14 protein-coding genes are annotated in these 16,056 nt (G+C 42.4%); 10 read left to right on the top strand and 4 right to left on the bottom strand.

Annotated features, from left to right (window positions below):
* The first annotated feature begins 104 nt into the window (after positions 1-104).
* Together VXQ11_RS03275 and VXQ11_RS03270 are read left to right on the top strand one after the other, a co-directional pair.
* Positions 105-3,044 (top strand): insulinase family protein, encoded by a 2,940-nt coding sequence (locus tag VXQ11_RS03275; RefSeq protein WP_416705415.1) that lies wholly within the window; start codon positions 105-107, stop codon positions 3,042-3,044.
* Positions 3,045-3,065: 21 nt separating this feature from the next.
* The gene (locus tag VXQ11_RS03270) at positions 3,066-4,205 is read left to right on the top strand and encodes a phospholipase A (protein WP_064096090.1); all 1,140 of its coding nucleotides are present in this window, start codon (positions 3,066-3,068) and stop codon (positions 4,203-4,205) included.
* Between the two features lie 69 nt (positions 4,206-4,274).
* On the opposite strand, the gene VXQ11_RS03265 is transcribed toward VXQ11_RS03270, so the two are convergent.
* The 4 genes from VXQ11_RS03265 to ilvA all read right to left on the bottom strand — a co-directional run bounded on the left by VXQ11_RS03265 (position 4,275) and on the right by ilvA (position 8,550).
* Positions 4,275-5,615 (bottom strand): TrkH family potassium uptake protein, encoded by a 1,341-nt coding sequence (locus VXQ11_RS03265; protein ID WP_064096091.1) that lies wholly within the window; start codon positions 5,613-5,615, stop codon positions 4,275-4,277.
* Positions 5,612-6,268 carry a potassium channel family protein gene (locus VXQ11_RS03260; protein WP_064096092.1) on the bottom strand — a complete coding sequence of 219 codons (657 nt, stop codon included), beginning with the start codon at positions 6,266-6,268 and terminating at the stop codon, positions 5,612-5,614. Before VXQ11_RS03260 ends, VXQ11_RS03265 begins: the two co-directional genes overlap by 4 nt.
* Before the next feature lie 109 nt (positions 6,269-6,377).
* Positions 6,378-6,845: a hypothetical protein gene (locus VXQ11_RS03255; protein ID WP_416705414.1), complete on the bottom strand. Its 468-nt coding sequence runs from the start codon at positions 6,843-6,845 to the stop codon at positions 6,378-6,380.
* Between the two features lie 166 nt (positions 6,846-7,011).
* Positions 7,012-8,550, bottom strand: a complete 1,539-nt coding sequence (gene ilvA, locus VXQ11_RS03250) for a threonine ammonia-lyase, biosynthetic (protein ID WP_416705413.1) — start codon at positions 8,548-8,550, stop codon at positions 7,012-7,014.
* A gap of 104 nt (positions 8,551-8,654) precedes the next feature.
* On the opposite strand from ilvA, the gene rpiA reads away from it, so the two are divergent.
* From rpiA to clpS, 8 genes are all read left to right on the top strand, one after another.
* Entirely contained in the window at positions 8,655-9,326 is a 672-nt protein-coding gene (gene rpiA / locus VXQ11_RS03245) for a ribose-5-phosphate isomerase RpiA (protein ID WP_064096095.1), read from the top strand.
* A 246-nt stretch (positions 9,327-9,572) separates the two neighbouring features.
* On the top strand, positions 9,573-10,256 hold the full coding sequence (locus VXQ11_RS03240) for a M48 family metallopeptidase (protein WP_416705412.1): 684 nt from the start codon (positions 9,573-9,575) through the stop codon (positions 10,254-10,256).
* Positions 10,257-10,434: 178 nt separating this feature from the next.
* Complete coding sequence (locus tag VXQ11_RS03235) at positions 10,435-11,427, top strand: aliphatic sulfonate ABC transporter substrate-binding protein (protein WP_416705411.1); 993 nt, start codon at positions 10,435-10,437, stop codon at positions 11,425-11,427.
* A gap of 73 nt (positions 11,428-11,500) precedes the next feature.
* Complete coding sequence (locus VXQ11_RS03230; protein ID WP_416705410.1) at positions 11,501-13,093, top strand: rhodanese-like domain-containing protein; 1,593 nt, start codon at positions 11,501-11,503, stop codon at positions 13,091-13,093.
* A 139-nt stretch (positions 13,094-13,232) separates the two neighbouring features.
* A complete protein-coding gene (locus VXQ11_RS03225; protein WP_416705409.1) occupies positions 13,233-13,592 on the top strand; it encodes a hypothetical protein in 360 nt (119 codons plus the stop codon).
* 145 nt (positions 13,593-13,737) lie between these two features.
* Positions 13,738-14,793: an N-acetyl-gamma-glutamyl-phosphate reductase gene (argC, locus tag VXQ11_RS03220; protein ID WP_416680308.1), complete on the top strand. Its 1,056-nt coding sequence runs from the start codon at positions 13,738-13,740 to the stop codon at positions 14,791-14,793.
* A gap of 76 nt (positions 14,794-14,869) precedes the next feature.
* On the top strand, positions 14,870-15,619 hold the full coding sequence (locus VXQ11_RS03215; protein WP_416680042.1) for a DUF6776 family protein: 750 nt from the start codon (positions 14,870-14,872) through the stop codon (positions 15,617-15,619).
* Positions 15,620-15,637: 18 nt separating this feature from the next.
* On the top strand, positions 15,638-16,051 hold the full coding sequence (clpS, locus tag VXQ11_RS03210) for an ATP-dependent Clp protease adapter ClpS (protein ID WP_064102072.1): 414 nt from the start codon (positions 15,638-15,640) through the stop codon (positions 16,049-16,051).
* The last annotated feature ends 5 nt before the right edge of the window (positions 16,052-16,056 follow it).

Genomic DNA, 16,056 nt, shown 5'->3' with positions numbered 1-16,056 from the left:
AGTTTACTTAATTCGATCAAAATCCTCGGTTTTCAACGTGAATAATTCAGATAACTAAAGATATAATGCTCTTAGTTATTTTAATTAAAGCATTAGGAGATCGCATGACTGTAGATGTCACTGAAACCATTTCTCAAACTGCACATCCTGCGTTTCAGTTGGTACGTCAACAACATGTTGAAGCTTTAGACATTTTCGTGTCTGAATATAAACATAAAGTGACTGGCGCCACACATTATCACCTGGCGACCAATCACGATGAAAATGTCTTTCTGGTCGCATTTCGTACCCAGCCGATGGACTCTAAAGGCGAAGCGCATATTCTGGAACATACCGCGTTATGCGGTTCAGAAAAATTCCCGGTGCGCGATCCATTCTTTCTGATGATTCGCCGTTCACTGAACACCTTTATGAATGCCTTTACTGCGGCGGATTGGACTGCATATCCATTTGCGACCCAAAACAGCAAGGACTTCCAGAATCTGCTCGAAGTGTATATGGATGCCGCATTCGCTGCCAACCTGAATCCACTGGATTTTGCTCAGGAAGGTATTCGTATTGAGCTGGAAAATGGCGAGCCTGTCTATAAAGGCGTGGTCTTTAATGAAATGAAAGGTGCGATGAGTTCGCCTTCAGATCAGCTTTATCACACGCTTGCGCATCATTTATTCCCAAACACGACTTATCACTATAATTCGGGCGGTGATCCTAAAGATATTCCTGATCTAACTTACCAGGAGTTAGTTGATTTCTATAAGTCACATTACCATCCTAGTAATGCAGTATTCATGACTTTTGGCAATAAAACCGCATTCGAACTGCAAGAGCAGTTTGAAAATCTGGCATTGTCTAAATTTGAAAAAGGTCAGACGCTCTATCCAACACCTGAAACCCGCCTGACTGCACCATTGACGGTTACCGACAGCTATGCGGTTGATGCCGAAGACCTACAGGACAAGACCTATCATGTGCTGTCTTGGTTATTGCCGGAAGCCAGTGATATTAAACTGCGTTTAGGTATGCGTTTAGTCGAAGGAATTCTACTCGAAGATTCTGCATCACCACTACGTCATTATCTGGAAACTTGTGGTTATGCAGATGCAACAGGTCCATTTATGGGCGTGGATGATTCTAACTTTGAAATGACTTTCTACTGTGCGGTGCAAGGTTCAAATCCTGAACATGCAGAAGAATTTAAAAATGGTGTATTCAAGGTTCTAGAAGAGGTAGCGTCTAAACCGGTTGATCAGAACATGGTCGATGCGATTCTGCATCAAATCGAATTGCATCAGCGTGAAATCAATGGTGATGGTACGCCGTATGGTTTAAGCCTGATTCTGAGCGGTCTGGGCAGCGCGATTCATCATCGTGATCCGGTCGAAGTTTGGGATGTGGACTCTGCCATTGCTGCAGTCAAAGAAGAACTGCAAGATCCAATGTGGTTATCCAATTTGATCAAAGAGCATCTGCTGGATAACCCACATCGTGTCCAATTGACACTGGTTCCGGATGCGACCAAATCTGCCAAAGAAGCAGCGGATGAAAAAGCACGTCTGGCTGAAATTGGCAAGAATCTGACTGAAGAGCAAAAAGCTGAAATTATTGCACAGACTGAGGCATTAAATGTGCGTCAGGATACACCAGATGACTTGAACTTATTGCCGAAAGTCGGTCTGGAAGATGTGCCTGCGGAATTACAGATTGTGCAAGGTCAGTTACGCGAGATTATCTGTAACCACGTCGATACGCCATTGAACCTGTATCATGCCGGAACTAATGGTATTTATTATCAACAGGTTCTGGTTAATATTCCGGATGAAGTGGTGCAGTCGCCTTACTTTAATCTGCTTTCAATCCTGATGGGTGAAGTCGGTGCGGGTGAGTATGATTATCTTGAGTTCCAGCAACTGCAAACAGCGGTAAGCGGTGGTCTGGGCATGGGCGCGTCTTTGCGTTCGAAAGTGGATGACAAAAACAAGATTACTGCTTGGCTAACCCTGACCACTAAATCTTTGGTGAATCATCTCGATGCGATCCGTCTGTTGAAGATTGGTTTTGAACAGCTCCGTTTTGATGAAAAAGACCGTATTATCGAGCTGCTACAACAGCGTAAAACGCGCTGGCAGTCACGTATTTCCGGTTCTGGACATAGTTATGCGATGCAGACCGCTTCACGTCAGCATAGTGCATTGGCTTTGCGTGATTATCATAATACCGGTCTGGGTGCATTGAACTGGCTGATCGAACTGGTGTCTAAGATCGAAAAAGATCCGGCTGAATATGATCTGCTGATTGATGAATTAAAACGGATTCATCGGGTCTTGTTGCAAGCACCAAAGCAATTCCTGCTAGTGTGTGAAGAACCACAATCTGAGCATCTAATCGAAGAAATCCAGAATGTCTGGGACAAACTTGCGGTTGATCCAGCACCGGTTGCACTGACTCAAGTCGAAAAACTGACCCATGATCAGCACGAAGCTTGGTTGATTCAAGCCAATGTCCAGTTCTGTGCGGCTGCTTATCCGGCAGTTGAAGTCTCACACCCTGATGCTGCTGCATTGATGGTACTGGCGGGTTATTTACGTAATGGTTTCCTGCACAGCGCCATTCGTGAAAAAGGTGGTGCCTATGGTGGTGGTGCGAGCTATGACGGCAATGCCTGTTCGTTCCGTTTCTATAGCTATCGTGACCCACGTCTAGCAGAAACTTTCCAGGATTTTGATGCCAGTATCCAGTGGTTACTCAATGCACCACAACAGCCACACCAGTTGGAAGAAGCCATTCTGGGTCTGATTGCCAGCATGGATAAACCGGGTTCACCGGCAGGCGAAGCCATTACTGCATGTTATGCCTATCTGCATCAACGCACACCAGCGTTCCGTAAAAAGCTTCGGGAACGTTTGTTGCATGTCACGCTGGATGACTTGAAGCGTGTTGCACAGACCTATCTGGTCGAGCAGCAGGCAACCAAGGCTGTGGTCGCACCGGTAGCAAAGCGTGAAATGCTTGAGCAGCTTGGTTTTGTGATTCAACAAGTTCTATAAATAAAAAAATGAGGATAAGGAATGGCGCTTAATTCAATTAAGCGCTCAACTCTACAGCTGAGCGTTTTGCTTGGCTGTACTGTTGGGACGCAAGTGAATGCGGAAGAAACAGTAGTTAACAGCCCCATGCCGGCAACGGCCGAAGCCTGTGCCGCACTAGAAAGTAGTGCAGAGCGTCTGGCTTGCTATGATGCTTTATTTAAAATTCCGGTAACCGATAAGCCTGAAATCGTTTCTGAGCGTCGTGCTGCGGTAGAACTTGCACCTGAACCCGATAATTTGAAAGAAAAAATTGGGAAAACTGTCTCCAATATTTATGTCTCTGAAGGATCAAAGCTGACGCCGAATCTGTCTTTGCTGGATAGTCGCTGGGAACTCTCTCCGGAAAGTAAACTTGGTACCTGGAACATTCGTTCCTATCAACCGGTGTATTTGATGCCAGGTTTCTGGACATCGAAAAAAAATGAATTCCCTCAAAGTGAAAACCCGAACAATACAGAGACAGAGAAACAAAATCTCACTTCAACTGAAGCGAAGTTTCAATTGTCTTTAAAGACCAAGGCAGTTGAAAATATCTTGGGAAATAATGGTGATCTCTGGCTCGGTTATACCCAGTCTTCGCGTTGGCAGGTGTATAACTCGGAAGAATCACGTCCATTTCGTGAAACCAATTATGAACCAGAAGCCAGTTTTGTTTTGCGTACCAATTATGACCTGTTAGGTCTGAACTGGCGCATGTTAGGCCTGACTTTCAACCATCAGTCCAATGGCCGCTCTGATCCGCTATCGCGCAGTTGGAACCGGGTGATGCTGAATTTTGGTTTTGAAAAAGACAATTTTGCCCTGATGGTTCGTCCTTGGTATCGCTTTGAAGAGAAACGTGAAGACGATAACAATCCCGAGATCAAAAACTATATCGGACGCGGAGACATGACTGCATTTTATCGATATAACGAGCATGATTTTTCATTAATGCTGCGTCATACTTTAAAAGGTGGAGATGATAACCGTGGTGCAGTACAGTTTGACTGGTCATTCCCGATTAGTGGACGTTTGCGAGGTCAATTCCAGCTTTTTGACGGCTATGGCGAAAGTCTGATTGATTATAATCACCGTGCCACTTATGTGGGACTAGGAATTTCCCTGATGAACTGGTTCTAAGATTCCAGGTTTAATCATCTTGAGATTAAAAAAAACCATGCTGCGGCATGGTTTTTTTTATAGCTAATTTTAGCCAATCTGGATTTCTGAAGGAGGATGTTTTATGCGGCTCTTTTTCGGAGTTGCAATGAAATAAGCAAGTGTCAGTGGCCCTAGTCGACCTGCAAACATCAATAACATCAGAATGATTAAACTGGCTGGTTGTAATTCTTCAGTCACACCTCGAGACAAGCCGACGGTACATGCCGCCGAAACAGCCTCAAACAGCAGGTCCAGAAAATCAAGATCAGGTTCCAGAATTAATAGACTCATAAAGCCCATTATGATGAGTGCAGCAGTAATGCACACCACCGCCAAGGCTTTAAATGTGGTTTTCTCCGGAATAGAGTGATTAAACACCCGGATTTCATCTTCGCGTCTTAAAAAACTGATGACACTTATTACCACAATAATAAACGTTCCGACCTTGATGCCGCCTGCAGTACTTAAGGAGCCGCCCCCGATAAACATGAGCAGCATGGTAACGAGACTGGATGCATCGCTCATTTGTTCCATTGGCAAGCTATTAAAACCCGAAGAGCGGGGAACCGTAGCATGGAACCAGGCATTTACGGCCTGATCGCCTAAACTCATCAGGCCTAAAGTTTGCGGATTAGAGGCCTCTAATAGCCAGAGTACGATAAACGCACTTAAGTTAAGACCCAGAATAGTAGAGAGGATCAGCTTGCTGTTAGTACTTAACTTGCGCCAGCGCTTGTTTTTTTTAACATCCATCAACACCAAAAAGCCAATACCCCCAATGATATACAACATGCTGATAGTAAAAGTAATTAAATACTGGCCGGAAAAACTCATCAAGCTGTTGGGGAAGAGTGAAAATCCACCATTATTAAAAGCTGAAACGCTATAAAAGGCTGCATAAAATAATGCATCGCTGAACTGATATTCTTTGAGCCACGCCAAAGTCAGAATCAGCGTACCGATTGCTTCAAAAAACAGTGAATATAAAAACACGGCTTTAATGGTAAAACTGACTTTTTTCAGACTCGTTTGCCCGATAGATTCCTGAGCCATGACTTGCTGCTTCAATCCCATTTTTGGAGCCAGACTCATTACTGCTAGAATGGCGAAAGTCATAAAACCCAAACCACCGCATTGCAACAAAAACATAATGACGATCTGCCCAAATACCGTATAGGCTTCACCGACATTCACTACCGATAGTCCGGTGATGGTGACTGCTGAAGTTGCGGTAAAAATAGCTTCCAGCCAGCTGATTTCTCCCTGATGTGCAATGGGCAGCATTAATAGCAGCGAACCGATCAGAATCAATCCGAGAAATCCTAAAGCCAGTAAGCTTGGAGGGCTGAGATTAATCGTCCGGTGTTCCTTTAAGTTAGAACTTTTCATAGATGTCTAAAGTATTTAGAAAGGTGGCGCAAAGGCTCTAATAATCCTTCAACCACAAGAATATCGCCTTTCTGAAGAACCTGATTGGCATCTACGTGATATTGCAGGGTAGACCCGCGCTTATGTAATAAAGTAGTAATTTCAGGCCCATGCTTCATCAATTGATTCAATGGCATACCATGCTGTTCAGTATGAATTTCAATTTTGACAATATAGTGATCATCCTCAAGAGCCATATAGCGACTGACCATCGGATAGCTTAATGACTGGGCCACCCGAACTCCCATATCTTCTTCAGGGTGAATGATTTTTTCAACATTGAGATGGGTCAGAATCATGTGATGGGATTTTGATTTCGCTTTCGCCCATATTTTCTTGACGCCCATATTTTTTAAATGCAATACACACAGGATACTGGCTTCAATATCCTCTCCAATTGCCACCACAGCAGCATCACAGCGCTGAATATTTAGCTCGTCAAGTACATGTTCATCGGTTGCATCGGCAATCACGGCATGGGTTAGCTGATCAGAAATGTTTTCTACATATTTTTTATTCAGATCGATCCCGATCACTTCATGATTCAGGCTGATCAGCTGTGTGGCCACTGTGGCACCGAAACTGCCAAGCCCGATGACTGCAAATAATGCCATGGATTGTCCTTCGTTATCTTTATGTCATGCGTTATATTCGCTATGGTAATAAGAAGGCGATTCTTCAGCTATAGTCTTTAGGTAAAAATAGTACAAATCTTTGAAGTATTTACGCTTCTTTCATATGAAGTACAGATTGAAAATTTGGACAGTCAGACATAACCTGACGATGTGTATATAAGGTTCCATAACTGTTTTGGATGATGTATTCGAATTCATGACGATCATCTTTCATGATATTGAGTGTGGCTTGGCGTTTGTGTTGAGGATAATTTTTTAGATCGTCGATTGAGGCACAAGAAAAGCTTTTCACAAAAGCTGAAATTTCAGGATCTAATTTCACTTCTTTATAATGATCTAGAAAAATATAAACAACGAATTTGGGATACTGGTTGAGTATTTCTGAATGTGCCTCTATACCTGCGATGTTGCTGAGATTATTTGCGGTCGCATTACTGGGAATATTTTTCATACTTGTTCGAACACGATCTTCTTCTTGATTTAATTTGTATGCTGGATAGCCGTATAAATAGACAAATAAAGTAGTGAGCAAAATAATAATAAAAGTAATATTCATATCTTAAGATTCTGTTTTTCTAGTTATTTATCATTATAACAAGATTGAAAATTAATGGATAATTGGTGTTTTCATTGATGATGCACTTTTAAATCTGCATAGAATATTATCCTAAAAAAACCGCCTCAAAAGGCGGTTTTTATTGTTTGGATATCAGAATCTGAATTTATTTCAGGAAACGTTGATAACCCAAGTTATTGGTAATTTCCTGATAAGGATAGGTAATGGTTTCGAGAGTTTCTATCAAGCCGTCCGGATTCTGTTGTGCATCAGTTGCTTCAAGACCCACCAGAACACGTCCTTCAGCAGCACCGTGGTTACGGTAGTGGAACAGGGTAATGTTATGGGTTGGGCCAAGACGTTCAAGGAAAGTCAATAATGCGCCTGGACGTTCCGGGAATTCCACACGGAACAGACGTTCATTTTCAATATCGGCATGACCACCAATCAGATAACGGATATGCAGTTTCGCGACTTCATCATCAGACAGATCGTCAACGTCATACTGGAACTTTAAGGCTTCATAAATTTCCTGACGTTCTTTCTCGCCATTTTTCAGACTGATGCCGACAAATACCTGCGCAGCAGAAGCATCGCTGGCACGGTAGTTAAATTCAGTAATATTACGGCCTTGCAAGGCACGGCAGAAACTTAGGAATGAACCTTTCTGTTCTGGAATGGTCACGGCAAAGATTGCTTCTTTACGCTCGCCCAGTTCGGTACGTTCCGCGATATAACGTAAACGGTCGAAGTTCATGTTGGCGCCGCAGACAATCGACACCATGTTTTTCCCTTCGATGCTATGTTCATTCACGTATTTTTTGATGCCGGCCAGTGCCATTGCACCTGATGGCTCTACGATACTACGGCACTCGTCATAGGTATCTTTAATGGCAGCACAGATTTCATCAGTATTCACCAGCACCACCTCGGGTTCCACGATTGGGCCAGAATTGTCCGATTTTTGCAGACGGATTACATCAAATGGTTTTTCACCAATTTGGGCTACCGCTGTCCCATCAGCAAATAATCCAACAGATGGAAGAATTACGCGCTCATTGGCTTCAAATGCAGCTTTTAAACAGGCAGACTCATCATATTCCACGGGAATAACTTTGACGTGTGGTGCGACATCACCTAAGTAAGCTGCGACACCTGCGATCAGGCCGCCACCGCCAACTGCAACAAACACGTAGTCCACATCACGCCATTGACGCAGAATTTCATTGGCAATCGTACCTTGGCCTGCAATCACCAGTTCATCGTCATAGGGCGGAATAAAGGTCATGCCATCTTCTTGGGCACGTTGAATCGCATATTTATTGGCAACATCAAATGAATCGCCATGTAAAACTACTTCGCCACCGAGACGTTTAACTGCCTGTACTTTGATATCAGGTGTGGTTTTAGGCATCACAATAATCGCGCGTATGCCTAGCTTTTTCCCTGAAAGTGCCACGCCTTGTGCATGGTTGCCTGCTGAAGCAGTGATAACGCCACGTTCCATTTGCGACTTCGGTAATTGACTAATACGGTTGTAAGCACCGCGTAGTTTGAATGAAAAAACCGGTTGTAAATCTTCACGTTTAAAGCGGATGTTATTATTGAGTCGTTCGCTAATTCGTGGCGCTGCTTCGAGTGGGGTTTCGATTGCAACATCATAGACCGTTGCTTGTAAAATTTGTCGAACCAAACGAGACAGCATGTTAATTTTCCATCTAACAGTTTAAAATAGGGGCTTATTGTAACAAACCAGACAGCTTTGCGGTTCGAAAATACTGCAAAAGTCCAAAATAGTTGAGTGAAGCCATGAGTCTATATGCAACCCAAGATGAGAAGAAGCAAGCTGCAGCCAAAGCAGCTTTAAAACACTTGCCAAAAGGGGGTATTTTAGGCGTAGGTACAGGTAGCACTGTGAACTTTTTAATTGAGCTTTTACCTGAGCTGCAATTGGAAGCTGCGGTAGCCAGTTCGGAAGCGACAGCACAGCGCCTGAAAAAGCTCGGCATTGAAGTTGTTGATATGAACAGCGTGGGTGGTCTAGATGCCTATGTCGATGGTGCGGACGAAATTGACCGTCATATGCATATGATCAAAGGTGGTGGCGCAGCACTGACTCGCGAAAAAATTGTTGCCTCTATCGCGAAAAAATTCGTGTGTATCGTAGATGATTCAAAATGGGTAGGGCAATTAGGCCGTGAATTCCCGCTTCCGGTAGAAGTGATTCCGATGGCACGTTCTGCAGTAGCGCGTAAACTGGTCGCTTTAGGTGGAGATCCTGCGTACCGTGAAGGTGTGGTAACTGACAACGGTAACGTGATTTTAGATGTTTATAACCTGAATATCCTGAATGCACTTGAGCTTGAAAAAACCATCAATGATATTCCTGGGGTAGTGTGTAACGGTATCTTTGCGATCAACAAAGCAGATATCGCAATTGTCGCGACTGATAACGGAATTGAAGAGCGTACAGCGGTTTAAGATTTGATGAACTTCTTTCATGCCTTAAGTTTTCTCCTTCCTAGGAGAAAATGTAAAAGAGGTGGTAGAAAATGACAGAAGTGAGTTTGTCGTAAATAAATCTACCCAAACTCTGAGTAAAAGTTAAAGTTCTGCTTTAACTTTTACTCAAGAAAGGCTCTTTATTACATATTTTAATAAAGGCTTTTCTCCCTCCTTTAACAAAGGAGGGTTGGGGAGGATTAAAAAAATGATTAAATATAAAAAATGACCTTATCCGACTTACCCGAAATTCAAATCACCCGAAATGTCCGTTCAACCCGGCTGCGTTTGCGTGTCGATGCGAGCCAGATCCGCCTTACCGCTCCAGTTTTTTGCAGCAAAAAACAAATACGGCATTTTATTGAGCAATCTGAAAGCTGGCTGATTAAAACCTGGCAATCCCAGCAAGAAAAAATCGAAAATATTGACCGGACGCTACCGAGTGAGCTGCGGTTATTCAATCTAAAAGAACCTGTACAAATTTCTTATCAAAGCCAGAAGAACAACTTCATTTTTGATCATAAAAATTTACAGCTTTGGATCAGTGACCGACATCCTGAAGAATATTTAAAGGCTTTTGTGATTGCCTATGCAAAAGAACAGCTTCCTTCATATTTAAAGCTTGTCTCGCAGCAATGTGATTTGCCATTCAGTAATTGCAACATTCGGCAGCCCAAAACCCGATGGGGTAGCTGCTCTGCCAGATATGACATTATGTTGAATAGCGCGCTGGTATTGTTTCCTGAAAATATCATGCGTTATGTCGCTATACATGAACTGGCGCATACTAAACATTTTGATCATAGCCCACGCTTCTGGACAGAAGTGGCGAAGCATGATCCAGAATTTAAAATTCATCGTCAATTGTTAAAAACTACACCTTTACCGTATTGGTGGCATCAAATCTAATCTAATTCTAATTTTTCGATATTTATTTGAGATAAAAATATGATGGATGTTTGAACAATTTCTGCATCCCTTATGAGAATAGATTATTTTTAAATCATATATCACTTTTCTAGAATGCCTTCAATTTAAACAGATCGCATTGGTTTTTTCACTGCGGTTATTGGATGGGGAAACCGCGATGGTTTATTCTAGATTTTTATGTGTTTTCTCTTTAATTTTTAGCGTACTTTTAAGCGCTTGTAGCAAGCCTGATAATGCACAATCTTCACCAGAAGCAGAGGATGCGGTTTATAAAGCCGAGAATGTACGTATCGGCTATCAACGTTCATCTACTTTAATGACTTTACTTAAAGAGTCTGGTGAACTTGAGAAAAAACTGGCTGAAAAAAATGTCAAAGTCAGCTGGCACGAATTTACCAGTGGTCAACCGCTGTTAGAAGCGCTTAATGTAGGAAGTGTAGATGTGACTGCAGATGTGGCAGATACGGTTCCTGTATTCGCACAGGCGGCTCAAGCAAAACTCACTTATTATGCAAAAGAAACTGCATCTCCAAATGCACAAGCAATTTTAATTCCGAAAAACTCAAAAATTCAAACTATTGCAGATTTAAAAGGCAAGAAAATTGCGGTAACTAAAGCTGCTGGTAGCCATTATTTGCTCATCGCAGCCTTAAACCAAGCAGGTTTAAGTTTTAAAGACATTACGCCAGCGTGGTTAAGTCCGGCAGATGGCCGTGCAGCATTTGAACATGGCGGTGTAGATGCATGGGTGACATGGGAGCCGTATGTTTCAAGTGGTACAGTACTTCAGAATGCAAAAGTTTTGGCATCAGGTGAAGGTCATGCTAATTATATTCGTTACTACTTGACTGCTCAGAAATTTGCACAGGAAAATCCGGCGATTCTCAATACCATCATTCAAACACTTGAAGAAAAAGCAGCTTGGGTGAAGGCAAACCCTGAGGATGCAGCAAAAATTTTGGCGCCATTATGGGGTCACTTGCCTACAGACGTTGTACTTCAAGCCAATGCTAATCGTAGCTATAACGTGCAAAACGTTATTGCAGAAGATATGGCGGAACAGCAACAGATTTCTGATGCATTCTTTAATGAAAAGCTAATTCCACACACCATCGATGCAAAAGCATCCGACATTTTTAAAGCGAAATAAACTTTTAGAAGTCTCAATTCATATTGAGACTTCTAATATTTAATAAAATAGCCTAAGCAAATCTGAGTCATTTATGTCAAATATTCCAGCATTAAATGCTGTTCAAATCCGAGAAATTTTACTGGCGGGTAAAGAAATCGCTATTGTCGATTTACGTGAGGAGCACATTTATGCTCAAGCACATCCTTTGTTTGCCAGCAATATTTCCCTATCACGTTTAGAAGTAGAAATCTTAAATCGTGTTCCACGCTTAGAAACGACAGTCGTTCTTTATGATGATAATGATGGTCGGGTTGAACGCGCAGCAGAAAAATTAGCACAGTATGGTTACACCCAGGTTTATGTCCTGGTAGGCGGAGTCAGAGCCTGGCAGCAGGAGGGTGGTGAGTTATTTATTGATGTGAACTCTGCGAGTAAAGCATTTGGTGAATGGGTAGAGCACTTTAAACATACGCCGTCTCTAAGTGCAGAAGATGTACAGGCTAAAATCGATGCGAATGATAATATTATTATCCTAGATGCACGTCGTTTCGATGAATATCAGACTATGAGTATCCCAACCGGGAGAAGCGTACCGGGTGCTGAACTGGTTTTACGTGCACCAGCCTTGGTCAAAAATGAAAATACCACGATTCTTGTAAATTGCGCTGGACGAACCCGGAGTATTATTGGCACCCAGTCTTTAATCAATGCCAAAATCCCACATCCTGTTTATGCATTGCGGAATGGGACTATTGGCTGGACGTTAGCAGGCCAGAACTTAGAGCACGGTCAGCAACGCTCGTATAAAGATCAAATTGCTCCAATATCAGAGCAACAGGTTTTTAGTGCTAAAGAACTGGCAGAAAAAGCCCATGTCAAAACCATTACCCTAGAACAACTACAGGAATTTAAAACAGAGACGACGCGTACGACGTATATTTTTGATGTACGTGATGAAGAGGAATATATACAGGGACATTTACCTGAATCACGATGGGTTGCGGGTGGTCAACTGGTACAGGAAACCGATCATACTGCTGCAGTACGGGGTGCACGAATTGTCTTAATTGATCACCTTTTGGTGAGAGCATATATGACGGCATCTTGGTTGGGGCAGATGAACTGGGAGGTGTATGTACTAGAGACCGATTTTAATCAGGTCCTCACAGAACAGGGCGTTTGGAAATCGAAACTGCCAAATGTGCATTTAGCCCAGACTATTTCGGCTAAAGACTTAAATCACTTCGCGAAAGAGGATATTGCTATTTGGGATGTCTCCACCTTTGCAAACTATAAGCAAGGCCATTTACCCGGTGCACAATGGTTATTAAAAGCTGACGCGATTCAAAAGATTCAGGAGCCCGAATTTCAATCCAAAAAAGTGATTGTGCTGACCTGTGGCGCGGCAATTTTGGCGCAATATGCTGCTGAGGAAATTGCACCGTATTTAGCTCAAGAACAAAAAATATTGGTACTCGATGGCGGCAACACGGGCTGGCAACAAGCAGGATTTGAATTAATTTCTGATGATATTCGAGCCTTATCCCCACAAATTGACCGTTATAAGCGGCCGTATGAAGGAACTGACAACGCTTTGGAAGCGATGCAGGCATATTTAGATTGGGAATACGGTTTGGTCGATCAATTAAAGAAAGATGCAACCCATGGTTTTTTTGTTGTCTAATGTATCAAGTCAAATAAAACCGCACATGCGGTTTTATTTTTTAATTAAAATAGCCTAAGCATTTTAGTGCAGTTTATTGTTAGCCTTTTAAATTTTAGGTTAAACTGCAAGGATAACAAAAACAATATCAGATTCTAATATGAACCGCTTACTGACAAGTATTTTAATTTTTATGCTATCAATTCCCGCACTTTTCTTTTATGTACTTTTTTTCATGAGTATTTTTAATCCAAGTCTGCCCATTGTGTATCCATGGCCATACAGGTTATTCATGTTGGCGGGGATGGTAGCCTGGGGTGTACTTTTTTATATGAGTATTTTATGGGTGAAGCATCTGCCTATCTCTCAATGGATTTCAGCACTGGGGACTTTACTAGCGATTATAGGCTTAATTCCATTTATTATTCGATTAGACGCTATCGTATTGTTGGCATTGCCGGCATTTTTATTTACGATTTATCTATGCTATTGCAGCTGGTCAACAGCAAAAGCAGACTAACCACTAATAAATACTAATTTTAATGCAAATTTTATATGGACCTTTTGAAAGCCTATAAAAAACCAGCAAACCCCAGCAAAATGGTTTAGAAAAGCATAACTTCCTGTCATACTAGCCTTATAAAAGGCAACATTTATTTGAGGTAATCATCGTGATTTCAGTGGGTATTGTGGGTGGTACAGGTTATACAGGCGTTGAACTTTTGCGTCTTTTACTGCGACATCCAGATGTAAATGTAACAGCACTGACATCACGTACTGAAGCAGGCCGTCGTGTAGATGACATGTTTCCAAGTTTGCGTGGACATACTGATCTGCAATTTTCTGATCTCAGTCTTGAGCTATTAAAATCATGCGATGTGGTTTTCTTTGCAACTCCGCATGGTGTCGCCATGAAACATGCCGAAGAGCTGGTTGCTGCAAATACCAAAGTGATTGACTTGGCAGCAGATTTCCGTTTACAAAATCTTGGACAGTTTGAAAAATGGTATGGCATGCAACATGCATGTCCAGAACTGTTAAAAGATTCTGTATACGGTTTATCTGAGCTAAATCGTGAAGAAATTAAAAAGGCCAGTGTCATCGGAAATCCAGGGTGTTATCCAACCACAGTTCAGTTGGGTCTGGCGCCAGTCTTAAAAGCGACTAAAGCATTGGTGAAACCTGAAAGCATTATTATTGATGCCAAATCTGGTGTATCAGGTGCAGGTCGTAAAGCTAGTCTGGGCATGATTTATTCTGAAAATGCCGATAACTTTAAAGCCTATGGTGTAGCGGGTCATCGCCATCATCCTGAAATTGTCGAAGCGCTGGAAAATATTTCAGGTCAGAAAGATGTGTTTGATCATATTTTATTTGTACCGCATTTGGTGCCAATGATCCGTGGTATGTTGTCGACCATCTATATCGATTTAACTGAAGCAGGTCAACAAGCTGATCTTCAATCACTGTATGAAACATTCTATGCCAACGAACAGTTTGTCGATGTAATGCCAGCAGGCAGTTCTCCTGAAACTCGTTCAGTGCGTGGAGCGAATCAGTTGCGTATTGCCCTGTATAAGCCGCAACCCGCTAAACTGGTCATTCTGGTTGCACAAGACAATCTGGTCAAAGGTGCAGCAGGCCAGGCCGTGCAGAACATGAACCTGATGTTCGGTTTTGCCGAAGATGCTGGCTTAAATAATATTGGTTTATTACCATAAAAAACGTATTAGAACTTCACACACATTTAGATTTGCATTTAAATGTGTGTCTTGTATAAAGCAAACAGAGATCAAAATGCCGAATAATGAGTCAAACATGACGATCGCTCAGGAACCCGATACAAAGAAATCATGGATGAAAGGCAACACACCCCTAGTAACCGGTGCTGCTGTTCTGATTCTTGGGAGTGGTTTACTGGGCTATACCGTCGGGCATCGGCAAGGTTTGACTGCGGTTGGTTTTGACGCAGATGCGGAACAACTGGTTGAAGTGGTGCAAAAACAGAAAGCCAGTCTGGAAACATTGAACAAAAACCTGAATACTGCGGTTCAGGAACGTGATCTGGCAGTCAGTAATGCTAATGATCTGTATCTGGCCATGACCAAGGCACGTGATGAACAGACTCAGGCTGAAAGCGTGGGAACCATTTATCGCGAGGTTTTGCGTCAGCGTGGTGGTTTGGCATTGGCAGTTCAAAATCTGTCAATCAAACCTTTACCCGAAAATGCCTTTGAATATCAGATTGATCTGGTACAGGTGAGTCCAAGTAAAAGCCGTGCTTCAGGTAGCGTAGAATTGCGCCTGATTAAAGGCACTGAAATTCTGGTCGTGCCATTAGAGGATAAAAACTTCAATTTTGAAAATTATGAGCGACTCACAGGCCGCTGGACCATGCCTAAAGGCTTTAAGCCTGAATTTATTGAAGTGCGTCTTACTGGTGCCAAACCTGTAATTCGTCGTTTTAGTTGGGAACAGGGCAAAGCAGTTGAAAATCAGGCTGCCTCCTTGTCAGAAATTCCGAAAACCGAAGCAAATGCAAATTAAGTGTGAAATATAAATCTTATGCCAAGCAATAAACGTCAAATGTGTTTAAGTGATATTAAAAACTCTTTTAATGAGTCTGGAATTGTTGATTGGCATATCAGCCCACGTTTAGCAAATGAACCCTCTGAAGAAGGTGATTCTGACTTGGCTGTACAGACTGCGCCGCCAGAATTGAAACGCCCTCCATTGTATGCTGTCGTTTTATTAAATGATGACTACACCCCGATGGAGTTTGTAATTGAAATTTTACAACAATACTTTGCAATGAATCTTGACCAAGCTACACAAGTAATGCTAACTGTACATTATGAAGGAAAGGGTGTAGCTGGGGTCTATCCTCGAGACATTGCGGAGACCAAAGCGAACCAAGTCAATAATTATGCTCGATCACAAGGTCATCCGTTACTTTGCCAAATAGAGCCTAAAGATTAAGGGGG

The sequence above is a fragment of the Acinetobacter sp. 197 genome (assembly GCF_048148385.1).
In the GTDB taxonomy this organism is placed as follows: Bacteria; Pseudomonadota; Gammaproteobacteria; order Pseudomonadales; family Moraxellaceae; genus Acinetobacter; species Acinetobacter pecorum.
Note: the sequence above shows the minus strand (reverse complement) of the source record. Positions and strands in the feature narration are given on the sequence as shown.

Excerpts from the sequence above, each read along its gene's own strand:
- VXQ11_RS03255 (WP_416705414.1), bottom strand. The coding sequence starts at position 6,845 with ATGAATATTACTTTTATTATTATTTTGCTCACTACTTTATTTGTCTAT.
- VXQ11_RS03260 (WP_064096092.1), bottom strand. The coding sequence starts at position 6,268 with ATGGCATTATTTGCAGTCATCGGGCTTGGCAGTTTCGGTGCCACAGTG.
- VXQ11_RS03270 (WP_064096090.1), top strand. The coding sequence starts at position 3,066 with ATGGCGCTTAATTCAATTAAGCGCTCAACTCTACAGCTGAGCGTTTTG.
- VXQ11_RS03225 (WP_416705409.1), top strand. The coding sequence starts at position 13,233 with ATGAACCGCTTACTGACAAGTATTTTAATTTTTATGCTATCAATTCCC.
- ilvA (WP_416705413.1), bottom strand. The coding sequence starts at position 8,550 with ATGCTGTCTCGTTTGGTTCGACAAATTTTACAAGCAACGGTCTATGAT.
- VXQ11_RS03240 (WP_416705412.1), top strand. The coding sequence starts at position 9,573 with ATGACCTTATCCGACTTACCCGAAATTCAAATCACCCGAAATGTCCGT.
- VXQ11_RS03265 (WP_064096091.1), bottom strand. The coding sequence starts at position 5,615 with ATGAAAAGTTCTAACTTAAAGGAACACCGGACGATTAATCTCAGCCCT.
- clpS (WP_064102072.1), top strand. The coding sequence starts at position 15,638 with ATGCCAAGCAATAAACGTCAAATGTGTTTAAGTGATATTAAAAACTCT.
- VXQ11_RS03230 (WP_416705410.1), top strand. The coding sequence starts at position 11,501 with ATGTCAAATATTCCAGCATTAAATGCTGTTCAAATCCGAGAAATTTTA.
- VXQ11_RS03235 (WP_416705411.1), top strand. The coding sequence starts at position 10,435 with ATGGTTTATTCTAGATTTTTATGTGTTTTCTCTTTAATTTTTAGCGTA.
- VXQ11_RS03215 (WP_416680042.1), top strand. The coding sequence starts at position 14,870 with ATGCCGAATAATGAGTCAAACATGACGATCGCTCAGGAACCCGATACA.
- VXQ11_RS03275 (WP_416705415.1), top strand. The coding sequence starts at position 105 with ATGACTGTAGATGTCACTGAAACCATTTCTCAAACTGCACATCCTGCG.
- rpiA (WP_064096095.1), top strand. The coding sequence starts at position 8,655 with ATGAGTCTATATGCAACCCAAGATGAGAAGAAGCAAGCTGCAGCCAAA.